Genomic DNA, 24911 nt, shown 5'->3' on the forward strand with positions numbered 1-24911 from the left:
ATAAAAAATCCCGCTTGCCGGTTAGCATAGCGGGATTTTTTTATAGGCTATGCAGCTCATCACTGCGCATAGCTGACAATATAAAACCTATACCATAAACGATTCGCCGCAACCACATGCGGCTTTTTCATTCGGATTTTTAAATTTGAATGTGGCGCTTAAGCCTTGGCGCACGAAGTCAATCTCTGTGCCATCCACAAAAGGCAAACTACGTGGATCCACGAAAACCTTGACGCCATGATCCTCAAAGATGTGATCATTCTCATTTGCTTGATCTACATAATCCACATCATAAGCCATTCCGGAACAGCCGGTTAAGCGTACACCCAAACGTAGTCCTAACCCCGAACCGCGTTTTTCGATGTGTTTATTGATGTGCTCGGCAGCTTGAGCCGTCAACGTAATAGACATATAACACCTCTTAATGTGTAAGACTGGCAGATTGCCATGCCATCAAAATCTGTTGGATAGCCTCCTCGGCTAACCATGTACAATGAAGCTTTACTGGGGGCAATGCTAAATATTCTGCGATCCCTTGCGCCGAATAATCCCCAAGCGCTTGTTGATTTAAACCAATCAGCTGTTCACATAAAACATCTGCTGTTGCTATGCATGCACCACAACCGTACATTTTAAAGCGTGCGGCATCAATACAATGTGTCTGTTCATCAACCAACACAGACAGCTGAAGTACAGCCCCTTGGTCTAACGACCCAACCTGAGCCTGCAAATACCGATGCTGAGCTTGGGGTGCTAATTCACCTTGGAACGTTGGCTGCATAAAGCGAGCCATAACACGATTTGAATAAGCCATCCGCTGTCCTTATGCCATCATGGTTGCCGAAGCATCGGGCTGCCATACGGGTGAGAGCGCACGTAAGCGCCGCACTTGAGTGATGATTTCCGTTAACGCCGCTTGCACCTGCTCTTCGGTCGTCTGTCTACCTAAGCTAATACGTAACGCACTATGTGCCAACTGTGGGTCGCGGCCAATAGCTTGCAGCACATATGATGGCTCTAAACTAGCCGAATTACATGCTGAACCGCTGGATAAAGCTAACCCCTGTAAAGCCATCATCAAGGCCTCGCCCTCGATACCCGCAAAACTAATATTTAGGTTATGTGGTACCCGTTTGGTCACGGAGCCATTTAAATAAATCTGCGGTAAGGCCTCCTGCAACCCCTGCCAAAGCTGCTGTTGCAAACGCTGGATACGCGCATATTCTTGCGGCTGTTCTTGGAGCATTAGCTCAAAAGCATAACCCATGGCGACAATTTGGTGTGTGGCCAAGGTCCCAGAGCGGAAACCCCTTTCGTGCCCCCCACCGTGGATTTGCGCCACTAACCGCACGCGCGGTTTACGTCGCACATACAAAGCACCGATTCCTTTTGGAGCGTAAATTTTATGCCCTGAGAAAGACATAAGGTCCACCTGCAGCGTATCGACAGCTACGTTCACTTTGCCTACCGCCTGTGCCGCATCTACATGAAACAACACATCTAGCTCGGCACAAAGCTGCCCAATGGCCTCAATGTCTTGTGTCACACCAATTTCATTATTCACCGCCATCACAGATACTAAGATCGTATCAGGACGGATGGCTGCACGCAGCTGCTCTAAGGTAATTAACCCCTCTGGATCAACGGCTAAATATGTGACCTCAAAGCCCTGCGTTTCCAAATAAGCACACGTGTCCAAGACCGCTTTATGCTCGGTATTAACAGTAATGATGTGCTTGCCTTTATCTGCATACGCTAAAGCCGCCCCTTTAATGGCCAGATTATTGGATTCAGTGGCTCCCGAAGTCCAAACGATCTCGCGTGGGTGCGCGCCAATGCCTTGCGCAATTTGTGCGCGAGCTTTTTCTACAGCTTCTTCCGCATCCCAACCATAGGCATGACTCGAAGATGCTGCATTGCCATAATGCGTCGTTAGCCACGGCATCATGCGCTCTAGTACTCGCGCATCGATCGGCGTGGTGGCCGCGTAATCAAGATAAATAGGGTATGAGGCCGACAAAATAAACTCCTCTGTTTAGCAAGTGGCTTGCTGAGTGCGAATAGGAGCCGATACGCTTTGGGTTTTTTGCTGTTGGCGTACAGAAGCCTCGAGCTGGCGCATCCGCTGTTGATCCACTAAATCCTGCAGCGAAACCGAGTCTAAATAATCCACCATTTTACGGCTTAATGTCGCCCAGAGCTCATGCGTCATACATTGAATACGATTTCCTTGCTCATCGACCTCGCAATCGCCCTTGCCGCCACATTTCGTTGCGTCCAAAGGCTCATCCACAGCAAAAATAATATCCGCCACGGTAATATGACGCGCCAAGCGAGCCAAGCTATATCCCCCCCCGGGACCCCGAGTGCTTTCCACCAGCTCATGACGACGCAAACGGCCAAACAACTGCTCTAAATACGACAAGGAAATGCTCTGGCGTTCACTGATCTTTGCCAAGGTAACCGGACCGCTTTGTTGGCGCAAGGCCAGATCAATCATTGCTGTTACAGCAAAACGTCCTTTTGTGGTTAAACGCATAATGATGTCCTTGAAATAGTTGGTAAATGGCCAATAGCCCAGCTATACCCGACCAATTTAGTCTAGTATAACAAATACCCACTTATTCTGTAAGGGATTGCGAGGGATTAGTCTGATTTACACAAAAAAAGTTCCTAGGACAATAAGGCTTGCTCCTTGAGCTGTCGTAACTGATCACGAACATGTGCTGCTGCCTCAAACTCTAAGTTCTTAGCATGATCCAGCATTTTTTTCTCTAATCGCTTCAGCTCGCGCGCTAGGGTTTTTTCGTCCTTGATCGCATCCAAGGAAAGCTGTGACAAGGCCTCGAGCTCAACCTGATGAGGTGCAATTACCCCGTCAATCATATCTCGCACAGCCTTGCTCACACCTCGGGCAGTAATCCCGTGCTCTTCGTTAAAACGTAGTTGCTTTTCTCGACGTCGCTCGGTTTCATCCATGGCTTTACGCATAGAATCCGTGATGCGATCCGCATATAAAATCGCATGACCATGCAAGTGACGTGCAGCGCGACCAATAGTTTGAATTAAGCTTCGCTCAGAACGCAAAAAACCCTCTTTGTCAGCGTCTAAAATCGCAACCAATGAGACCTCGGGGATATCCAGTCCCTCGCGTAGCAGGTTAATCCCAACCAAGACATCAAACACTCCCAAACGCAAATCACGAATGATCTCAACGCGCTCTACGGTGTCAATATCTGAATGTAAATAACGAACCTTGACCCCATGCTCAGCTAAAAAAGCACTTAAATCCTCTGCCATTTGCTTCGTAAGCGTGGTGATTAACACCCGCTCTTGGCGCGCTACACGCAACGTGATTTCGCCAAACACATCATCGACCTGCGTGGTAGCAGGTCGCACTTCGACCACAGGATCGACCAAACCGGTCGGTCGCACTACTTGCTCTACTACCTGATCCGCATGGGCTTGCTCATAAGCCGCTGGCGTCGCCGACACAAAAACGGTTTGTGGCATACGCTGCTCAAACTCATCCATTTTCAATGGACGGTTATCTAACGCCGACGGCAATCTAAAACCAAACTGCACCAGGGTTTCTTTACGTGAACGATCCCCTTTGTACATGCCACCAATTTGCCCTATCGTCACGTGACTTTCATCAATGAACATAATGGCATTTTTAGGTAAATAATCAATTAAGGTCGGTGGCGGATCACCTGCTTTCGCTCCAGATAAATGACGTGAGTAGTTTTCGATCCCTTTACAAAACCCCAATTCGTACATCATTTCTAGATCAAAACGCGTACGCTGCTCTAAACGCTGTGCTTCAACTAACATACCCTGCGCGGTTAACTCTGCCAACCGTTCTTTTAATTCGAGCTTTATAGTCTCTATGGCGCGCAAAACAGTATCTCGCGGTGTCACAAAATGCGAACCGGGATAAACGGTAAAGCGTGGCAGCTCTTGCTGGACTTTTCCTGTTAAAGGATCAAATAAAGCTAATGTTTCAATTTCATCATCAAAAAGGGTTACGCGTAGCGCTTGCTCCGCGTTTTCAGCTGGGAAAATATCAATTACCTCGCCTCGAGCTCGGAACATCCCCCGCTCGAACTCGGTATCATTGCGTTCATACTGCATAGCAACTAAGCGTGCTAATAGCTCTTGGCGACCTATTTCATCGCCCACACGCAATGTCAGCACCATCGCATGATAATCTGCCGGATTTCCTATACCATAAATACAAGAAACCGAACCAACAATAATGGTGTCTGGACGCTCTAATAAGCTTTTAGTCGCAGATAAGCGCATTTGCTCAATATGCTCATTGATGGAAGAGTCTTTTTCTATGAATAAATCCCGTGATGGCACATATGCCTCGGGCTGATAATAATCATAATAGGAAACAAAATACTCCACCGCATTCTTAGGAAAAAACTCTCGCATTTCAGCATAGAGCTGTGCTGCTAAGGTTTTATTAGGAGCTAAAACAATAGCAGGTCGCCCACTACGAGCAATCACATTCGCCATCGTGTACGTTTTTCCTGATCCCGTCACCCCTAATAAGGTCTGATACATTAAGCCATCGTCCAACCCCTCGGTCAGCTGCGCAATCGCTGTAGGCTGGTCGCCAGCCGGCGGATAAGGCTGAAATAATTGAAAAGGACTATTCGGATATTGTACGAATTGCGGCGTAAAGGTTTGCATACTGACCCCACATTGATAGATACTGCTATTATCCCATTATTTTTCATTCATTCGCACCCATTGCATTTTTGTTATGACTTCCCTCTTTGACAGCGTGCCCCAAGCTCCACGCGATCCTATTCTTGGGTTAAACGAACAATTCAACACAGACCCTCGCCCGCATAAGGTTAATCTTGGGGTTGGCGTGTACTATGACGCCCAAGGACGTATGCCCTTATTACCCGTAGTCGCTCAGGTCGAACAAGACCTTGCCGACCAATCTGCAGCACGAGGCTATCTTCCCATCGACGGGATTCATAACTACAACCTAGGCGCACAACAGCTGCTTTTGGGCAGTACATCGAGCCCCCTCACAGAACAGCGTGCTGTAACGGTACAAAGTCTAGGAGGCACCGGCGCTCTGAAGCTTGGTGCCGATTTTCTACAAAGCCTCTGCCCGAACGCTACCGTAGCTATTAGCAACCCCAGCTGGGAAAACCATCGGGCCCTATTTGAAAAAGCTGGCTTTACAGTCGTTGAGTACCCCTATTACGATGCCAATACTCGGGGTTTAGATTTTGAAGCCATGTGCTCTTTTTTAGAGCAACTACCCGACCAAAGCATTGTGGTCTTGCATGCCTGCTGTCATAACCCCACAGGCATTGACCCCACTGCTGAGCAATGGCAAGTGCTCGCCGAACTATTAGTTGCCAAGCAGCATATTCCTTTTATGGATATTGCTTATCAGGGCTTTGGCACCGGTCTAGCCGAGGACGCAGCCGCCGTACGTTTGCTCGCCGAACAAGGCATCCCCATGTTAGTAAGCTCCTCGTTTTCCAAATCATTTGCTTTATATGGTGAACGTGTCGGTGCATTAACTGTTATCACCACAGACGCCGCACAAAGCCCACGCGTATTAAGCCAGCTTAAGCGCCTAGCACGCACGAACTACTCAAATCCTCCTACTCACGGTGCTAAAATCGTCAGCACCGTTTTTGGGCAGCCTGAACGCTTCCAGCAATGGACACAAGAACTACAACACATGCGAGAGCGTATTCAGTCCATGCGCCAGCAGCTTGTTGTTAAACTCAAAGAACATGGCGTTGTACAAAATATGGACTTTATTTTGCAGCAAAAAGGCATGTTCTCTTATTCCGGGCTTAGCCAAGAGCAAGTCCACACCTTACGCGACGAGGACGCGATCTATATTTTAGACACCGGCCGTATTTGTGTAGCGGCGCTCAATGCACATAATATAGACACTGTCGCCGCAGCTATTGCACGAGTTTTACGTTAAGTATAGAAAAATCGCCGGCTACGCCGGCTTTTTCTTGCTTTTTCTAAGTATTTAGTTAACAATTAAACTGTATAAAATATCAGTTTAATGGTCACGCTGTGAAACTAACCGCTCGTCAACAACAGATCTTCAATCTTATTCGCTCTGAAATCCAACGCACAGGGTTTCCGCCAACGCGTGCCGAAATCGCCCAAACCTTTGGCTTTAAATCCGTCAATGCCGCAGAGGACCACCTTAAAGCCTTGGCCCGCAAGGGTGCGATTGAGCTGATCTCAGGCACCTCTCGCGGTATTCGTCTCTTAATTGATCCGCCCGTCTCGCCTTCCAGCTCCTCTATTTTGCCTATTATTGGGCGTGTGGCAGCCGGCAACCCTATTCTTGCCGCCGAGCACATCGAGCGCGAAATCGGTGTAGAGCCTGCTCTCTTTAGCCAAGCCCCAGACTATTTATTACGCGTGCGTGGTTTAAGCATGCGCGATGCCGGCATTTTAGATGGCGATTTACTCGCCGTTAAAAAAGCCACTGACGCCCGTAATGGTCAAATTGTAGTAGCACGCCTAGGCGACGAAGTCACTGTCAAACGTTTACAGCGCACAGCTAACGGCTTAAATTTACTTCCTGAAAACCCCGACTACGAGCCCATTATTGTTCGAGCCTCTGATGATTTTTCCCTCGAGGGCATCGCAGTTGGTCTCATCCGCGACCAAAGCTTTAACTAAATAACCAAATAAAAAAAACCCTCATGCTACAACATAGAGCATGAGGGTCTTTTACGCCTTAAGACTATACAAAGCTTAGTGCTTCGTTAATCCCCCAGCTGTCTCTGTGCTGCTTTTCGCCGCTACGGCCTCTGCAGTAATGCGTGCGAGCTCCTCATCCGATAAAGGCGTTGGCATTTTTTCTAATGCGACCTCTAGCACTCGATCAATCCAGCGTACTGGGATAATTTCGAGCGTATTTTTCACATTATCAGGAATCTCAGCCAAATCCTTTACGTTTTGCTCAGGAATCATGACAGTTTTAATCCCACCACGTTGGGCTGCTAGTAGTTTCTCTTTCAAACCACCGATTTCAAGCACTTCCCCGCGTAAAGTGATCTCTCCTGTCATCGCTACATCAGCACGAATAGGAATACCGGTTAACGATGACACTATCGCTGTGGTAATCGCAATCCCTGCCGAAGGCCCGTCTTTAGGGGTAGCCCCATCAGGGAAGTGGACGTGCAAATCGCGCTTTTCGAAAATCGGACTTGCAATCCCCCACTGCTGGGCCCGTGAACGTACTACCGTACGTGCGGCTTCTACCGATTCCTTCATGACATCGCCAATAGAGCCTGTGCGTTGAATATTACCTTTACCGGGCATATCTGCAACTTCGATAGTGAGTAAATCCCCACCTACCTCTGTCCACGCCAACCCAGTTACCTGGCCCACCTTGTTTTCGGTCTCCGCTACACCAAAATCGTAGCGGCGTACCCCAAGGTAGTCATTCAGATTTTCACTGGTGACCACTAGCGCTTCAGCCTTGCTGCCTTTAGGTAGCAAGAGGAATTTATGCACGGCCTTACGGCAAATTTTACTGATCTCTCGCTCTAAAGAACGCACCCCGGCTTCGCGGGTGTAGTAACGGACAATATCCCGCACCGCGTCCTCGGTGATCTCTAGCTCGTTGTCTTTGACCCCATTGTTTTTCATTAACTTTGGAATCAAGTGCTGAAAAGCGATGTTTACCTTTTCGTCCTCGGTATAACCGGATAAACGAATCACTTCCATACGGTCTAATAGAGCCGGGGGAATATTTAAGGTGTTGCTGGTTGCAACAAACATCACATCCGATAAATCAAAATCCACTTCAAGATAATGGTCTTGGAAGGTGTGATTTTGCTCAGGATCTAGGACCTCGAGTAATGCAGAGGCAGGATCCCCACGGAAATCCGCTCCCATCTTGTCGATCTCATCCAACAAGAACAAGGGGTTACGCACACCAACCTTGCCCATATTTTGCAAGATCTTACCAGGCATAGAGCCAATATAGGTACGGCGGTGCCCACGTATTTCGGCCTCATCACGTACACCACCTAAGGCCATACGCACGTATTTACGATTTGTCGCCTTAGCAATGGACTGCCCTAATGAGGTTTTACCCACCCCAGGTGGCCCAACCAAACATAAGATAGGGGCTTTCAGCTTAGAGACGCGCTGCTGTACTGCCAAGTATTCAATAATGCGCTCTTTGACTTTCTCCAAACCATAATGATCGGCATCCAGTACTTTTTGCGCATTTTCTAACGAATTATTAATGCGGCTGCGTTTGCGCCATGGCAACCCCACCAAGGTGTCCAAATAGTTGCGCACCACGGTGGCTTCAGCCGACATGGGCGACATCATCTTTAGCTTCTTTAGCTCCGCTTCTGCTTTTTTCTGAGCATCTTTAGGCAGCTTCGCTTCCTCGATACGCTGCTCAAGCTCTTCGATCTCTGCACCGTCCTCGCCTTCGCCCAATTCTTTTTGAATTGCCTTAACTTGCTCATTCAAATAGTAATCGCGCTGGCTCTTTTCCATTTGTTTTTTCACACGGCCACGGATCCGCTTTTCGACTTGCAAAATATCGATTTCGGTTTCTAGCTGTGTTAATAATGCTTCGAGACGGTCCACCACCGCTACCGACTCAAGCATGGACTGTTTTTGCTCAAGTTTTAACGGAAGATGTGCGGCAACGGTATCGGCCAATCGACCAGCTTCGTCAATTGCACTTAAAGAAGTCAGAATTTCCTGCGGGATTTTTTTATTAAGTTTAACGTACTGCTCGAACTGAGCTACCACAGCACGACGCAAAGCCTCGGCTTCGGCGAGCTCATCGGTTGTGCTTTCTACAGCTACCGCAAAGCCGCTAAAGTGGGTTTCGTTATCTACAACCTGTTCAATTTTGGCGCGCTCAACCCCCTCGACAAGGACTTTAACTGTGCCATCGGGGAGCTTAAGCATTTGTAGAATCGTTGCCGCACAGCCGATTTCATACATATCGTCGGCGGTGGGCTCGTCTTTGCTAGCCGTTTTTTGCGCCACCAACAAAATGGTGTTGCCTGACTCCATCGCTAGTTCTAATGCTTTAATGGAGCGTGGACGTCCAACAAATAAAGGAATCACCATATGCGGAAACACCACAACATCGCGCAATGGCAACAGTGGCAATTCCTTGGATTCCATAGTTAAAATCTGGCTTGCAGACATAGTAATTTCCTTTTAATTACCTACAGACCACAAGGGGAAGCAAGATAGCTTCCCCTGTGGTTCTAGCTTCTGACTTACAGATTGTGGCAAATCGGATAATTTCAAGTATCAAAAGGTACCGAATGATGCGTATCCAGTCAGACTACGCCACCGCATTTTGATCGGATGCGGTTTGGCCTGAGGTTTGATAGACCAAAACGGGCTTGTCTTTGCCCTCTACGGCGTCTTTAGTCAAGATGACCTTGCTCACATTTTGTAAAGACGGTAGGTCATACATGGTGTCTAATAGTGATTTTTCAACAATGGAGCGCAAACCACGTGCGCCCGTGCGACGTTTAATCGCTGCTTGCGCTATGCTTTGTAATGCGGCGTCCTCGACCTCTAGCTCCACGCCTTCGATTTCGAAAAGCTTTTGGAATTGTTTAATTAAGGCGTTACGAGGCTCCGTCAAAATACGAATCAACGCTTCCTCATCCAGCTCTTGTAAGGTGGTGACAACAGGCAAGCGCCCGACCAGCTCTGGAATCAAGCCAAATTTAATCAAATCCTCGGGCTCGACCTCGGCGAAAAGCTCTCCCACCCCACGCTCGCTTTTTACACTGACTTTTGCACCAAAGCCAATGCCGGATTTTTCCGTGCGATTTTGAATCACTTTTTCCAGACCATCAAACGCACCGCCGACAATAAATAAGATATTGGTGGTATCGACTTGAATAAAATCTTGGTTAGGGTGTTTACGCCCCCCTTGTGGCGGTACCGAAGCCACTGTGCCTTCGATAATTTTTAATAAAGCTTGTTGTACGCCTTCCCCAGAAACATCACGGGTAATAGAAGGGTTATCGGCTTTACGAGAAATTTTATCAATTTCGTCAATGTAAATAATGGCACGTTGTGCTTTTTCTACATCGTAATCACATGATTGCAAGAGCTTTTGGACGATATTTTCCACGTCCTCGCCCACATAACCGGCTTCGGTTAGGGTGGTAGCATCTGCCATCACGAATGGTACTTTTAGCATACGCGCTAAGGTTTGAGCTAACAGTGTTTTGCCTGAACCCGTGGGCCCAATCAGCAAAATATTACTTTTGGATAGCTCCACATCATCAGCGGCACTTGTATGCTGAATACGTTTATAGTGGTTGTAAACCGCCACAGCCAGATTACGTTTTGGTTGATCTTGACCAATAACATAATCATCTAAAAAATGTTTGATTTCTTGTGGCGTGGGTAACTGCGTACCGAGTAATTCTGCCGTGCTCTGCTCTTGTTTGTCCTCTAGGATCATCTCATTGCAGAGGCTAATGCACTCATTACAAATGTAGACTTCGCCAGGACCTGAAATAAGCTTCGCTACTTCGCTTTGTGTTTTATTACAAAAAGAGCAGTGTAGGGCTTTATCGTCGGCCGAATGTTTGTCGGACATAAGAATATACAGTCAAAAAGTGCGGAAAACCGCAAATGGCATGGGCATAGCGGCGCTACTTATCGCGCCGCTGCTAATTAATTATCGTCAGAACGATGTGTTAGTACCTGATCTATCAGACCATAGCTGACCGCCTCTTGGGCATCCATGAAACGGTCTCGCTCTGTGTCTAAGGCAATCTGCTCTATGCTTTGACCCGTATTGTCGGCCAAAATTGCATTCAGGCGCTCACGCAAGCTTAAGATTTCCTTGGCTTGAATCTGGATATCCGTCGCTTGCCCTTGGGCTCCCCCCGATGGCTGATGAATCATAATACGCGAGTTAGGTAGAGCAAAGCGCTTTTCTTTTTTACCAGCGGCTAAAAGAAAGGCCCCCATGCTAGCTGCCATGCCCGTGCACAATGTCGACACATCGGGTTTCACAAACTGCATCGTATCGTAGATAGCCATACCCGCATACACCGACCCACCAGGCGAGTTGATATATAGCGAAATATCTTTATCTGGGTTTTCCGACTCTAGGAACAACAACTGCGCCACAATTAAGTTTGCGGAGTGGTCATTAACCGGCCCAACCAAAAAGATAATGCGTTCACGCAATAAGCGTGAGTAAATATCATAAGAACGCTCTCCGCGGCCAGACTGCTCCACCACAATAGGCACATAGCCCAGCCCCGTAGGGGTCACGGACTGTCCACCATACATGGAAGCATAGAAGTCGATAAAACGAGACGACATTAGTTATTTCCCATTAGTTGCTCAAACGCGACGTCTTCATCGGTAACTTTAGCTTGGGATACAACATGTTCGACCACGTTGTCTTCCAATACGATCGCTTCGATTTCAGCACGACGTTGGGCGTCTGATAAGTAGTAGCTGATCACCTGCTCAGGCTGCTCGTAGTTTTGAGCAAATTCCTCGATGCGAGCACGTACTTGCTCGGGCGTCGCTTTTAAATCGGCTTGCTGTACGAGCTCGGAGAGCAACAGACCCAAACGTACACGACGCTCGGCTTCGTCTTTGAAGATTTCCTCGGGAATAGGCATGGAGTCAGCATTAGGCAAACCACGTTGCTGAAGCTCCTGACGTGCCATCGCCACACGATTCTGAACTTCGTTATCTACCAGCGCTTTAGGAATATCAAACTCAGAAGCTTTTAATAAAGCATCCATCACGCTGGCTTTGGTGCGAGCTTGAACACGAGCCTTGGCCTCTCGCTCAATGTTAGCACGTACGTCTGCCAACAAGGCATCGATATCGCCTTCGGCTTGTCCTAACTGCTTAGCAAACTCATCGTTTAGCTCAGGCAAAATAGGCTCAGCGACCTCGGTGATTTTAATTGTGAACTCGGCTGTTTTGCCAGCGACCTCGGTGCCAGCATAGTCTTCGGGGAAAGTTAAGGGGAAGGTTTTTTCTTCACCTGCTTTCATACCCTTAGCGGCTTCCTCGAATTCGGGCAACATACGTCCCTGACCTAAAACAAAAGAGAATGCTTCAGCCGAACCGCCTTCAAAGGCCTCACCATCAATCTTACCAGTGAAGTCAAGTGTGACGCGATCATCGTCTTGAGCCGCACGATCCTCACGTGCTTCGTAGTTAGCACGCTGCTTACGTAAAATATCAATAGTACGATCGACTTCTGCATCGCCAACATTGACGTTGCTACGAGTGACCTCTAGCTCTGCTAGGTTAGGCAAAGTGATTTCAGGATAGACCTCGAAGGTGGCTGTGAAAGCCATGGTGCCCTCGGCGGCGTCCTCTTTGGGTTCAATCGATGGTACACCCGCTACACGCAATCCGCTTTTTTCAATGGCTTCATCGAGCGCTTTGCCCAATTCATTGTTGATGGCTTCGTAACGAATGCTAGGACCGTGGCTGCGCTCTACAATAGATAGAGGGGCTTTTCCGGGGCGAAAACCCTGGATCTTGGCGGTACGCGCCACACGTTTAAGTTGCGCTTGGACTTCTTTTTCGACATCGGCCGTGGATACGACGACATCGATTCGGCGCTCCAAACCGGACAGAATTTCAACCTCGGGCTGCATTAGAGACCTATATAAATAAGTGGTTTAACAAAAAACACATATTTTACCGGAAATCCATTCAAAACATAACCGCCAAAGCCAGCAAGCTAAGCCAAATGGGGGTAAATATGCATAAAAAACAAGACTAAGACGCTATTTATACCACTCATTGTGCCATTTTGGGGATTTTTCCGCTGTTAAACCGCGCTTTTAACAAGGCTTTGATCTTGAACCAAGCACGCTCAGCACCTTTTCCGCTCTTTTTAAAAAAAGACTGGACAAACAAAAAAAACCGGACTATAGTTACGTCTTTGGTTATTTGCAAGCACAGGCAAAATACCTACTACGCAGAAAAACTTTACATTTTATTTTTTTTGCGTTACTATTTACTTTTATTTGCGAACGTGGCGGAATTGGTAGACGCACCAGATTTAGGTTCTGGCGCCGAGAGGTGTGAGAGTTCGAGTCTCTCCGTTCGCACCAAATACTGAAAGCCGTTGATTTTGTGGGAATACAATCCTTTAAAATCAACGGCTTTTTTGTTATTGTTGCCATTGCGCTATTGTACGCTTTTCTAGCATCTCACGAAATTGTTGTGTGCTTTTTGGTAGCAGCGTACCCGTGTCCCACTCCAAAATCACTCCATACTGACGCACCGCATCCAGTTGATCGATTTTCCCTTCCTGATACCAACGAGCTACCTCTGTTGGATCAGAGCGCATCCACGCCACTCGCTGCGATCGAATCTGCTCGCGTAACTGCTCGGTAGCGGGCATGTCTAATTCATAAGCACAAATCTCTGGATCTATCGCATGAATCACTACCCCATAATCTTTAGCCGCGCGCTCTATGGACACATATTCATCAATCACGTCCTCTAAAACTAAAGACGGGTCACGCTCAAGCGGATCACCAAAACCGCCCCCACCTGCTGTAGGTCGGCTAAATATATCCCCTGATTCAATGGGCATATCCGAGAAAACAGAACCTAACCACTCAGGCTTACCCGTCTTAGCGCGAGTCAATGTTAATCCATGCGGCATCGACGGCAATCCACCGTTTATCCCCCATACGACAGCGCGCTCTCGATCACAAATATATGAAATCACGGGGTCTTGTGCATCACGCATTATTGAGGTTTTCACAACACCTAGCCCGCCTCGCCATTTTCCAGGCCCAGCCGAGTCAGTCTGTATTTGAAACGCAGTAGTTAAAATGGGGTTGGCACGCTCCTGGCCTTCGACCGGCTGCGACATTAAACCCACTCCAAAAGAAGCCGTAGTGACATTTGCCCCATCTTTACCATTACGCCCGCCCCAACCCCCTGGCAACCAATCATAAAACATAAAAATGGGTTTTTCTTTATGGCGTAAGTCACGCCCACCCGTTAACAGGTACTCCAAATTAAAAGCACAAGCCGTAGCTCGCTCTGGCATGATCTGCGACCAAATTTCGTAAATCGCGTTCATGATTTTTTCAAAAGGCATTAAAAACCCTGTGACGGCAACAGGCCAACGCGCATCGACAATACTATTTTCAGGCGCTATCACTTCAAAAACGCGATAAAAGCCGCTATTTAGGGGCAAGTCAGGGAAAAAGGTTTTCATCCCAGCCACCACAGCAGAAAAAGTCGAGCCAAAGGCCGAGTTATAAATGGAGCCAATGGTCGGATGACTGCCACTAAAATCATAAATGGCACGATCGCCTTGAATGGTGAGCTTCACTTTAATAGGAATCATGCCCTCCCCCGAAAGCGGATCACAATCAATAAAATCTTGTGTCTCCCACTCACCATCTGGTAAAGCCGCCAATCGCTGTCGGACTGCTTTTTCTACGTAGTCTTGTACGGCACCCATGCCCTCGATCACCGTCTCCACGCCATACTTTTCACTTAAACGGATCATTTCACGCTCGCAAACCTGGGTTGCCTGAGCTTGCGCATGAATGTCTCCAATAATCGAAGCAGGATCACGAGTATTCGAAGCAATGAGCTGTGCTACATCTTTACAAAACTGCCCTTTAGCAAATAACCGCACTGGTGTAATACGTAGCCCCTCTTTAAACATCTCTCTTGCCGTGACATCGAATGAACCAGGCACACTTCCCCCTACGTCCGACCAATGCCCATTTGACTGGCTAAAACCCAATAACGTGTCTTGTACAAAGATAGGCCGAATCAAGCGTACATCATTAAAATGGGTACCGCCTGCATAGGGATCGTTAATTGCGTACACGTCTCCTGGATGAATATCTTTTTCAAAGGCTTCAATCACGGCCTTACATGTGAAATGCAGGGTTCCTACATGTACCGCAATATCTTGATTTCCCTGAGCCACTGAGTTTCCCTGCGCATCATGTAAACCACTCGAAAAATCTCGGTTATAGATAACAAAGGAATAGCAGGTGCGCAAAATCTGCTCAGCCATTTGATCTACACTCGTAATAAACGAGTTTTTCAACACCTCAAAAGTTACCGGATCAAGCGATTTACGTGGTGGTTGCGTGGTCATTACACACCCCCTATAAACGGATAATAATGTTGAGATAAGTATCAATTTCGGCACGACTCTGCGGTGGAACCACAACCGTCGAATCTAGCTGCTCAATCACAGCAGGGCCATCTAGCACTAGCCCTGCTGGCAAATCAGAACGATGATAAACAGGAGTTTCCACTGCACCCACATCAGAAAACCACACCTGACGCTGATATATTGGCTCGGGTATGCGTCCCGTTGGCTCATGCTCTGGCAACTGAGCCTGCGGGACTAAACCCACCGCTTTGAGATTTAATCTAAATAAACTGACCGGAGCATCCTCCCGTTTATAGTTATATTCCCGTAAATGCTCTTGATTAAAAATAGCTATTAGCTCTGTTAGGTCGGTCACAGGCCGTGGGGCCGGTATGGCTAAAGAACGCCATTGTCCTTGATACATCATGTCTATTGTGCGCTCTAATACCATCTGCTCATGGGCCACCCCTTCGTGTGCCAAATGCTCGATGGCGGTTTGTTCTAAGCGCGTAAAAGCCGCCTCTAGCTCTTGTATATCTACCTCGCTGGCTTCTTTGATATAGCTTTCAGAAAAATCATGTTGTACATTCACCAGCAAGCAGCCTAAAGCAGAAGCCACTCCTGGGTTAGGGGGAACAATCACCGCGGGAATAGATAGCTCCCGCGCAATAGCGACCCCATGTAGTGCCCCCGCGCCACCAAACGACACCAAGGCAAAGTCTCGCGGGTCATAACCTCGGCTGATCGACAGTAACCGAACGGCATCTGCCATATTGGCATTTGCCACATCAATAATAGCTTGAGCGGCCTCCTGCACGGATAAGCCAAAAGGCATGGCTACTCCTGCTTGCACCGCCTCAAACGCTAGCTCTGGCTGTAAGGTCACCTGCCCGCCAGCTAACCGAGTCCCTAATCGGCCTAAAACCACATTGGCATCGGTATTCGTTGGCTGTGTATTACCATTGCCATAACAAGCCGGCCCTGGATTTGCTCCAGCAGACTGTGGGCCGTTACGTAAAGAACCGACCTCATCTCGCCACGCTAACGACCCACCTCCTGCGCCAATGGTTAATACCTCAATACTGGAAAAACGAATGGGATAACCAAACTCAATAAACCAGTCATTGGTAATCCGCGACTGCCCGTCATAAGCCAATGACACATCCGTTGAGGTCCCTCCCATATCCAGCCCAATAGAGTTTTTAAAACCACACAACATCGCTATATGACGACTTGCAATCGCTCCCGCTGCAATGCCGGAACCAGCCAACCGCGCTGAATACTGCTCTACCGCATCGGTGGTCATCACACCACCACCACTATGCAGCAGCAACAAATCACTCTCGTAGCCACGACGCTTGAGCTCTTGACCTAACTGTTTGGTATAGCTAACTACAACCGGACTTAATGCCGCATTCATCACCGTTGTAGAAAAGCGCTCATGCTCAAAAATCTCAGGCATCACCTCAGAAGAAATAGACACGGGCACTTCAGGCAGCACTTCTTGTAAAATGGCACGCATGGCGCGTTCATTTTCTGGATTCATATACGCATTCATAAAACAAACCGCGATGGCTTCTACACCTCTACGTTTCAGAATGCGAGCCACCTGACGCGCTTGCTCTTTATCCAAAGGCGTGACCACCAGCCCCTGCGCGTCAATACGTTCAGTCACGGTGAGTCGATCACGACGCGGCACATGCGGCGGAGCCACATCCTTATAAATATCCCAAAGGTCCTCTTTATTGGCTCGTCGAATCTCTATCACATCCCTAAAGCCTTCGGTACAAATCATGGCGGTTCGCGGCAAGCGACGAGTAATTAACGCATTCGTCGCTACCGTCGTACCATGAGAAAATAACGACACGCGACTTAGGTCTGCGCCAACCTTATCGACAGCGTTCAAAATGCCCTCGATAGGATTCGTCGTCGAAGAAGTTTTTTCGATGGTAATCGCTCCCGTGTGTTCATCCATGACACAAATATCTGTAAAGGTTCCACCTACATCCACCGCCACTCGAATATGTCTCATCTCAAACTCCTCATTGCTTAAGACAACAGCTGCCCCTACCCATTTAAAGGCATATCTAAAAAAGCGAAACGCCACTAGTGATTGGTTTTTACAATAAATTGACGGTGACTTTGCTCGCGCTGCTGTGCTTGCTCGCGATAATATGCCCTCGCCTCTGTGGGAGTACGCCCAAAATAATTTTTATAAAGCTGACTAAATGACGCAGGACTCGTAAATCCCCACTCATACGCAATCTCAGCAATCGTTCGGTTGTCTCGATTTTGCTGAAGGGTCGAGTTCGCCATCAATAAGCGCTGCTCCTGTAACCAGCTCCCTACGGTTTGCCCACGCGCACGAAATAAAGCATGTAAATAGCGCACAGAGATCCCGCACGCCGCCGCTACATCATGGGGGCGAATGGCTCGTCTTAAGTGATCACGAATATACTTTTCTGCTCTGGCTAAATGAGCCGCCTGCACCGAGCTAAGATTAGACTGTTGCGGCGTCACATCCGCTAAGGCCAACACCAACAAATCCACTAAATGATTGCCAATGGTTTGCTTAGCCAAACCATCCATATGACTTAGTCGGTGCGATAGCAAACGTACCATTTCTACCATCAGCTCACCGGCACCAGCACGCGCATCAAACGCCAACGAAACCAGTTTTTGTGGAAAACTAATGCGACTTCCCAAAACCGCCGCAGGAATTTTTAAAACCCACAACCGATTTGCCTGGGTATAACTCAAACGATAAGGCTCATGGCTACGTTGCAAAATAAATGCACCCGGCTCACAACCCACATCACGATTCCCCTGAGTGAAATCAATAGGCTGCTTATCTGGTATAGTGACCAAATAGTTTTCTTCGTGCTCATGGCGCAAATGTTCATCTTTTCGCTGATATAATAATCCGTCCGAATCAAGCCGAGACAAAGAAATCGGCCCCAGGTCCCAGGCACATAAATGCCCCTGAAACTGTGTTTCGGTATTAAAATCCACGCTTAAAGAAAAGTAGGTTTTTGTAACGACCTGCTCCCAATAGCTTTTACGCCGATGGGGCTGCTCGTTGATGGTTGTATAGTGAGTCTGCATCACTATCCTCCCTGGTTAAACAATGCTCCGGCACGACTGTCCTTTAGGATCTATTTCTGCCCGCATTGATAGCTGTCTCCGTTACTACCTTGTTCTTATCGTTGATTCCATTCTAGTAACCCGCTTAATCCCTTACAAGTCAATACTTTATAGAGAGCGCATAAAAGCTTACGCTTATGCGCAATATTAGGGAAATCAATTAGTTAATGATTTTTATATGACAGCCTCCCAACAAAACACCCATGATTACCCGTCTGCTAACCATAAGTGTGATGGAGTAAATTCAATCCATAACTGCCTTTATACAGAGGCGGCTCAAGAACTACGCACCGTTCGCGATTTACTACGTTGGTCACTCAGTCAATTTCAACGTCATCAACTAATTTTTGGCCACGGTAGCGATAACGCCTGGGACGAAGCCATTTATTTGATTTTGCATGGCCTACATCTACCCTTAGATCAGTTAGAGCCCTTTTTGGATGCACGTCTTACTTTTAGTGAACGTCAACAGGTCATCCAATTGATCCGCCGTCGTTGTGAAGAGCGCTTACCCGCGGCCTACATAACAGGAGAAGCCTGGTTACAAGGTTTTCGCTTTAAAGTTAGTCCCGATTGCATTATTCCACGCTCCCCCATTGCTGAGCTTCTTAGCACCCAGCTCTCACCGTGGGTTGAAGACCCTTTTGCGATTCGCTCTGTGTTAGATGTCTGCACTGGTTCAGGTTGCTTGGCCATTTTAGCGGCCTATGCCTTCCCAGAAGCTCACGTCGATGGGGTGGATATATCCCCTGCCGCCTTAGCCATCGCCAAAGAAAACATCGAGGATCATGGTCTCACGGAGCGCGTTTGCGCCTTACAAAGTGATTTATACGAAGCCGTAGCAAATAAAAGCTATGACATCATTATCTCGAACCCACCCTACGTGAACGAGCAATCCATGCAGCAATTACCGGCTGAGTATCAGCATGAGCCGCGTTTAGCCTTGGCTGGTGGAGAAGATGGTATGGATTTGGTTCGCACCATTGTGAAACAAGCTGCGCTCCATCTCAATGATGGAGGCGTTCTGATTCTGGAAATCGGGCATGAATACGACCATTTTTGCGCTGCTTTTCCCGACTTAGCCCCTATTTGGTTAAGCACCGCAACTGCTGACGATCAAATTCTGCTTCTAGACAAAACACAGCTTTTATCTTTGCTTTAATAGAGGAATATCCGTGATTCGAGCCACGCAACTTAGCTTACGCCGGGGCGTCAAAACCCTGTTGGAACAAACCGATTTCGTTATTAATCCAAACGAACGCGTTGGTGTGGTAGGCAAAAATGGCGCCGGCAAGACCACATTATTTGCCCTCTTGCAACAGCAAATCGACCCCGATAGCGGCTCGCTGTCTCTACCACCTAGCTGGCGCATTGCAGCCGTAGAGCAAATGATCCCCGATCTACAGCGCCCAGCTCGCGAATTTGTTATAGATGGGGATCAACACCTACGTCAGCTTCAAGCACAACGCGCCCAAACCCCTGACTCTGAGGGTGAACGCATTGCCCAGCTCGAAGCGGAGCTTATCGAGGCCGATGCGTGGAGTGCTCATGCTCGAGCCGAACAGCTGCTCGCTGGCTTAGGCTTTCGTCCCGACCAATGGCTACTACCTGTGGCTCAGTTTTCGGGGGGGTGGCAAATGCGATTGGCATTGGCTCGAGCGCTGATGGCTCCTTCGGATTTACTCTTATTGGACGAGCCCACCAACCACCTTGATTTAGACGCCATGATATGGCTGGAGCGCTGGCTACAAAGCTATGCGGGCACTGTGCTTGTTATCTCTCACGATACCGAGTTTTTAGATGCTATTAGTACTCACATTCTCCACTTTGAGCAAAAACAACTGATTAAATATCGGGGTAACTACACTCAATTCCTTTCCCAACGCGCCGAACGTTTACGTCAGGACCAGCTGGCCTGGGAAAAACAACAGCGTGAGGTCGCTCATCTCCAAGCCTTTATTGATCGCTTTAAAGCCAAAGCCACCAAAGCCAAACAAGCCCAAAGTCGCGTAAAAGCCTTAGCTCGTATGCAGGAACTGGCTCCCGTACGCTTAGATAGTCGTATCCAGTTTACGCTGCCAACCCCTGAGCACATGCCAGACCCTTTGCTCCGTTTAGTCGAAACGGACCTGGGCTATACCCACCCCTCTGTGAGCACTATTCTCCAAAAAGTCACCGTTGATATACGCAGCGGCAGTCGCATTGGCGTACTCGGTATGAACGGAGCCGGTAAAAGTACCTTGATCAAAACCCTAGCAGGCGAGCTCAAACCTTTAACCGGAGAACTCATTCCCTCCGCACGTTTAACCATTGGTTATTTTGCTCAGCATCAACTTGATATGATTGATGCCAGGCTTAGCCCTATTCAGCACTTACAACGCATTGCCCCCGATATGCGTGAACAAGAACTACGTAATTACTTAGGACGCTTTGCTTTTAGTGGAGACATGGCCACCGACACAACCGCTGGCTTTTCTGGTGGAGAAAAAGCCCGCCTCGCTTTAGCGCTTATTGTCTGGCATAAACCAAACTTGCTGTTATTAGACGAGCCGACCAACCACTTAGATGTAGAAACCCGTGAAGCACTGGCTGCGGCACTGGCTGAGTACGAAGGAAGTGTGCTCGTCGTATCCCACGACCGTCAACTCTTACGTTCTACAGTCGATGAGTTTTGGATTGTGGCAGATGGTCAAATTAACGAGTTTGATGGTGATTTAGAAGATTATAGAAACTGGTTGTTAGCTCGAGCCTCGACTCAGCGTCAACAAGACAAACCCGCCTTGTCAGGCGAGCTTATTATCGATCGCCGCACTCAGCGACGCTTAGAAGCTGAGGCTCGCCAAAAAATAGCCACGTTGCGCCGTCCATTAGAAAAGCAAATCACCTATATCGAAAAACGTATGGAACAACAACAGCAACGCTTAGATGAGCTGGATAGTTTGATTGCCGACCCCGCTTTTTATGAAGATGCCTACAAACAAGAGCGCCCAGAGCGACTCGCCGAGCATGGGGAACTGAATAAAAGCCTAACAGAGCTAGAAGAACAGTGGCTAGCACTACACGAGCAAATCGAACAGATCGAGGCCGAGCATCAGCTAAATAGCTGATGCTCGCACCGTTATTAGCCTCCAGCAATAATCGTCAGTTTCGCTACGCCGAGTGCTAAGGTTTTAGTGCCAGCCTCACGAAAATGAATTTGTGCTTGAGCTTCGTTACCACTACCACTTAAGGTCAGAATCGTGCCCTCGCCAAATTTGGGGTGAGCCACACCTTGCCCCACCCGAAAATGCTGGTCCCCTACAATTAAGCCGCTTTTAGCCACTGTGGAAGCCATGCCAGCGGTAGCACGTTGACGCGCCTGATTCCAGCCATGTGCCTCTCGACCAAAACCTCCTACCCAAGCACTTTGTGCAACAGGCGCGGCTTGACGAGGAGTTAGCCATTTTAAATGTGCGTCAGGCAGCTCATCCAAAAAACGCGAACGCGTCGCATAACGTGTTTTTCCATGCAGCATACGACTCTGCGCTAACGTCAAATACACGCGCCGGCGTCCCCGTGTCAGTGCTACGTACATCAGTCGACGCTCTTCTTCCAAGCCGTTTAATTCAGCTAGACTATTTTCATGAGGGAACAACCCCTCTTCTAAGCCCGTAATAAATACGGCATCAAACTCTAGTCCTTTGGCTGCATGAATTGTCATTAACTGCACTGCGGCCTGCCCGGCTTGAGCTTGATTGTCTCCGGCTTCTAACGAGGCATGCGATAAAAAAGCCGCCAAAGGAGACATCGCAGATAAAACAGCCATACCATTTTCATCTACTGCCGGCTCTGGACTCACAGGAATACGACCTGCTACCTCTTCTGTCAGGCCTTCTTCCATAACAAAAACGGTCGCTGCATTAACGAGCTCTTGTAAGTTTTCTAAACGATCCGCACCCTCACGGTCATTTTTATAATGTTCAAGCAAGCCACTATCATGAATCACCTGCTCGATCAGATCAGGCAGGGGCAGCATTTGTGCCTGTGCCGCCAATTGATTAATAAGAGCAACAAATTTCCCAAGATTGGTGCCAGCACGACCTGTCATATAGGGTACAGCGCGGTATAAACTACAATTATACTGACGCGCATAATCACCCAGCTGCTCTAAAGAGCGCGCACCTATGCCACGCGTAGGAAAATTCACCACACGTAACCAAGACGTATCAGCGTTAGGGTTATCAATCAAACGCAAATATGCCAACACATGCTTGATCTCTTGGCGCTCAAAAAAACGCTGTCCGCCATAGACCTTGTAGGGAATCGCGGAACTAAATAACTGATGCTCTAAAACCCGAGACTGCGCATTACTACGATAGAGCACGGCAACCTGATCTGGCGCATAACCATCTTTTAAAAGCGCTTTGATTTCTTCTACCACCCACTGCGCTTCTAATGCATCAGAGGGCTTTTCCACCACTCGCACGGCTTCACCCTGACCCGAATCGGTCCAGAGCTTTTTTCCTAAACGATCCGCATTATGCGAAATTAAAGCATTAGCCGCATCCAAAATATGCCCACTGGAGCGATAATTCTGCTCTAAGCGCACCACATTCCCTTTGGCATAATCACGCTCAAAGCATTTCATGTTGCTAATGTCTGCGCCACGAAAAGCATAGATGGATTGATCATCATCACCCACGGCAAATAAGCAGGCTTGATCCCCCGCAAGCAGGGTCAACCAGGCATACTGCAGCGGATTCGTGTCTTGGAACTCATCAATCAAAATATGAGAAAAGCGCTGCTGATAATGCTGACGCAACGGTGCATGATGTAGTAATAGTTCATAAGCACGCAGCAAAAGCTCGGCAAAGTCCACCACACCCTCGCGCTCGCATTGGGCTTGATAGAGCTCATAAAGCTCGACTAAACGCCGTGTATGGGGATCATAGGCCTCTATGGCATGGGGACGTAGTCCTTTTTCTTTTTCAGCATTGATAAAACGCTGTACATCACGCGCAGGATATTTTTCATCATCGATATTATTAGCTTTGAGTAAACGCCGTATTGCTGCAAGCTGATCAGCGCTGTCTAATATCTGAAAACTTTGTACTAAACCCGCGTCTTGATGATGCAAGCGCAATAAGCGATTACATAGTCCATGAAACGTACCCACCCACATGCCACGGGTGTCAATCGGCAATAAAGCACTAAGCCGCGTCAGCATCTCGCGCGCGGCTTTATTGGTAAAGGTCACTGCCATTAACGCATATGGACTAAGACCTTGCTGCATGAGCCAAGCCATGCGGGTGGTTAGCACCCGCGTTTTTCCACTTCCCGCCCCCGCTAAGATCAGCGTATGTTGGGCGGGCTGTGTAACGGCTTGTTGTTGTTGAGGGTTAAGACTATCAATCATGCGGCGTATCGACGTAGACGCAAAGCAAATTGCTCTAGGCTATCGATACCGCTTTGCTGGGCGCGCTGTACCCAAGCACGTAGGTCAGCAAGTAGCTGCTCGCTGGTTGCGCTGGAGCTTTCCCAAAGCCGTGCTAGCTCGACTTGCATTTGTACTACAGTAGAAAGCTTACCGTCTTCATTTAAGACTTTTTGCAGTTGGGCGCGCTGCTCTTCGTCTAAGACCTCATCCCCACGCCCGATCCAGTCTTTACAACGCTTAAGCAAAGAAAGCTGACTATGATCGTCTTTGTGTTTTAAGCGAGCAATTTCCTCGGATGCCGCTTGACGAATGACATCTGCATAACGCGCTAAGATTTCATAGCGGTGAGTAATAACGCCCTGCAAAGTATCCAAATTGATATCGGCGGTTGCCGCTTTGCTTACTGGCTCTAGGCGTAATTTCGGAGCAACCTTTTTGACCGTAGCAAGTTTAAAAAAGCGCAAAATGCTGATATATACCCAACCCAAATCAAATTCGTACCACTTGCTGGAGAATTTAGCAGAGGTCCCATAGGCATGATGGTTATTGTGGAGTTCTTCGCCCCCAATAATGATGCCGATAGGAAATACGTTAGTGCTTGTGTCAGGGCTAGCGAAATTACGGTAGCCAATTGCATGACCTACTCCATTAACTACCCCAGCCGCCCAGAAAGGAATCCAAGCCATCTGTACCGCCCAAACCGCCAAACCAACTAGACCAAATAAAGCCAGGTCAATGCCAAGCATAATTAAAATGCCAAGCAAGTTATGTTTGGAGTAAAGATTACGCTCTAACCAATCATCGGGCGTGCCATGACCGAATCGTTTCAGGGTTTCCTCGTTTTTCGCTTCCTCTCGGTAGAGTTCAGCGCCACGGAAAAACACCATACCTAAACCAAAAACCACAGGTGAATGCGGATCGCCCTCGCGCTCGCAGCGGGCATGGTGTTTACGGTGAATGGCAACCCACTCTTTGGTGATCATGCCGGTTGTTAGCCATAACCAGAAGCGAAAAAAGTGCATGACGGCAGGATGTAAATCCAAGCCCCGGTGTGCCTGACTACGGTGTAAAAACAACGTAACGGAAATAATAGTGACGTGCGTAACAGCCAAAGTGAACAAAACAATTTGCCACCATGACCATTGCATTAGCCCGCCAGCGAGAAAATTAAGTATATTTTGCATAGAC

At 48.1% G+C, this 24911-nt stretch carries 18 protein-coding genes and 1 tRNA gene; 5 read left to right on the top strand and 14 right to left on the bottom strand.

Annotation, left to right across the window (positions count from 1 at the left end):
* Nucleotides 1-87: 87 nt before the first annotated feature.
* The 5 genes from iscA to uvrB form a co-directional block, all read right to left on the bottom strand.
* Nucleotides 88-411 (bottom strand): iron-sulfur cluster assembly protein IscA, encoded by a 324-nt coding sequence (iscA, locus tag ABD980_RS01790; RefSeq protein WP_260649594.1) that lies wholly within the window; start codon nt 409-411, stop codon nt 88-90.
* Between the two features lie 10 nt (nt 412-421).
* Nucleotides 422-814, bottom strand: coding sequence for an iron-sulfur cluster assembly scaffold protein (locus ABD980_RS01795; RefSeq protein ID WP_260649593.1), 393 nt, complete (start codon nt 812-814; stop codon nt 422-424).
* Nucleotides 815-823: 9 nt separating this feature from the next.
* Nucleotides 824-2020, bottom strand: coding sequence for an IscS subfamily cysteine desulfurase (locus ABD980_RS01800; RefSeq protein ID WP_345369183.1), 1197 nt, complete (start codon nt 2018-2020; stop codon nt 824-826).
* Between the two features lie 15 nt (nt 2021-2035).
* Nucleotides 2036-2539, bottom strand: a complete 504-nt coding sequence (locus tag ABD980_RS01805) for a Fe-S cluster assembly transcription factor (protein ID WP_260649590.1) — start codon at nt 2537-2539, stop codon at nt 2036-2038.
* Between the two features lie 134 nt (nt 2540-2673).
* Nucleotides 2674-4701, bottom strand: coding sequence for an excinuclease ABC subunit UvrB (uvrB, locus tag ABD980_RS01810; RefSeq protein ID WP_300646552.1), 2028 nt, complete (start codon nt 4699-4701; stop codon nt 2674-2676).
* A gap of 73 nt (nt 4702-4774) precedes the next feature.
* On the opposite strand from uvrB, the gene ABD980_RS01815 reads away from it, so the two are divergent.
* Together ABD980_RS01815 and lexA are read left to right on the top strand one after the other, a co-directional pair.
* Entirely contained in the window at nt 4775-5977 is a 1203-nt protein-coding gene (locus ABD980_RS01815; RefSeq protein WP_345369187.1) for an amino acid aminotransferase, read from the top strand.
* Nucleotides 5978-6075: 98 nt separating this feature from the next.
* Nucleotides 6076-6696, top strand: a complete 621-nt coding sequence (lexA, locus tag ABD980_RS01820; protein ID WP_465263287.1) for a transcriptional repressor LexA — start codon at nt 6076-6078, stop codon at nt 6694-6696.
* 75 nt (nt 6697-6771) lie between these two features.
* On the opposite strand, the gene lon is transcribed toward lexA, so the two are convergent.
* From lon to tig, 4 genes are all read right to left on the bottom strand, one after another.
* Nucleotides 6772-9207, bottom strand: a complete 2436-nt coding sequence (lon, locus tag ABD980_RS01825) for an endopeptidase La (protein WP_300646548.1) — start codon at nt 9205-9207, stop codon at nt 6772-6774.
* A gap of 142 nt (nt 9208-9349) precedes the next feature.
* On the bottom strand, nt 9350-10630 hold the full coding sequence (clpX, locus tag ABD980_RS01830) for an ATP-dependent Clp protease ATP-binding subunit ClpX (RefSeq protein WP_260649583.1): 1281 nt from the start codon (nt 10628-10630) through the stop codon (nt 9350-9352).
* A gap of 77 nt (nt 10631-10707) precedes the next feature.
* Entirely contained in the window at nt 10708-11367 is a 660-nt protein-coding gene (gene clpP / locus ABD980_RS01835) for an ATP-dependent Clp endopeptidase proteolytic subunit ClpP (RefSeq protein WP_300646546.1), read from the bottom strand.
* Nucleotides 11367-12674: a trigger factor gene (gene tig, locus ABD980_RS01840; protein ID WP_260649582.1), complete on the bottom strand. Its 1308-nt coding sequence runs from the start codon at nt 12672-12674 to the stop codon at nt 11367-11369. Before tig ends, clpP begins: the two co-directional genes overlap by 1 nt.
* Nucleotides 12675-13051: 377 nt before the next feature.
* On the opposite strand from tig, the gene ABD980_RS01845 reads away from it, so the two are divergent.
* Nucleotides 13052-13136 (top strand) — tRNA-Leu (locus tag ABD980_RS01845).
* A 59-nt stretch (nt 13137-13195) separates the two neighbouring features.
* Here ABD980_RS01845 and ABD980_RS01850 read toward each other — a convergent pair.
* The 3 genes from ABD980_RS01850 to ABD980_RS01860 form a co-directional block, all read right to left on the bottom strand.
* Nucleotides 13196-15163 (bottom strand): hydantoinase B/oxoprolinase family protein, encoded by a 1968-nt coding sequence (locus ABD980_RS01850; RefSeq protein WP_345369192.1) that lies wholly within the window; start codon nt 15161-15163, stop codon nt 13196-13198.
* Between the two features lie 10 nt (nt 15164-15173).
* Nucleotides 15174-17195 carry a hydantoinase/oxoprolinase family protein gene (locus ABD980_RS01855; protein WP_345369194.1) on the bottom strand — a complete coding sequence of 674 codons (2022 nt, stop codon included), beginning with the start codon at nt 17193-17195 and terminating at the stop codon, nt 15174-15176.
* A gap of 74 nt (nt 17196-17269) precedes the next feature.
* Nucleotides 17270-18268, bottom strand: a complete 999-nt coding sequence (locus tag ABD980_RS01860) for an AraC family transcriptional regulator (RefSeq protein ID WP_260649579.1) — start codon at nt 18266-18268, stop codon at nt 17270-17272.
* 217 nt (nt 18269-18485) lie between these two features.
* On the opposite strand from ABD980_RS01860, the gene prmB reads away from it, so the two are divergent.
* Nucleotides 18486-19469, top strand: coding sequence for a 50S ribosomal protein L3 N(5)-glutamine methyltransferase (gene prmB / locus ABD980_RS01865; RefSeq protein WP_300646541.1), 984 nt, complete (start codon nt 18486-18488; stop codon nt 19467-19469).
* A gap of 13 nt (nt 19470-19482) precedes the next feature.
* Nucleotides 19483-21414 carry an ABC-F family ATP-binding cassette domain-containing protein gene (locus ABD980_RS01870; protein ID WP_345369197.1) on the top strand — a complete coding sequence of 644 codons (1932 nt, stop codon included), beginning with the start codon at nt 19483-19485 and terminating at the stop codon, nt 21412-21414.
* 14 nt (nt 21415-21428) lie between these two features.
* On the opposite strand, the gene ABD980_RS01875 is transcribed toward ABD980_RS01870, so the two are convergent.
* Both ABD980_RS01875 and ABD980_RS01880 read right to left on the bottom strand, forming a co-directional pair.
* Complete coding sequence (locus tag ABD980_RS01875) at nt 21429-23702, bottom strand: UvrD-helicase domain-containing protein (protein ID WP_345369199.1); 2274 nt, start codon at nt 23700-23702, stop codon at nt 21429-21431.
* Nucleotides 23699-24907, bottom strand: coding sequence for a DesA family fatty acid desaturase (locus ABD980_RS01880; RefSeq protein WP_345369201.1), 1209 nt, complete (start codon nt 24905-24907; stop codon nt 23699-23701). The genes ABD980_RS01875 and ABD980_RS01880 overlap by 4 nt, the downstream gene beginning before the upstream one ends.
* Between the last annotated feature and the right edge of the window lie 4 nt (nt 24908-24911).

The organism is Paenalcaligenes hermetiae, from assembly GCF_039543645.1.
In the GTDB taxonomy this organism is placed as follows: Bacteria; Pseudomonadota; Gammaproteobacteria; order Burkholderiales; family Burkholderiaceae_B; genus Paenalcaligenes; species Paenalcaligenes hermetiae.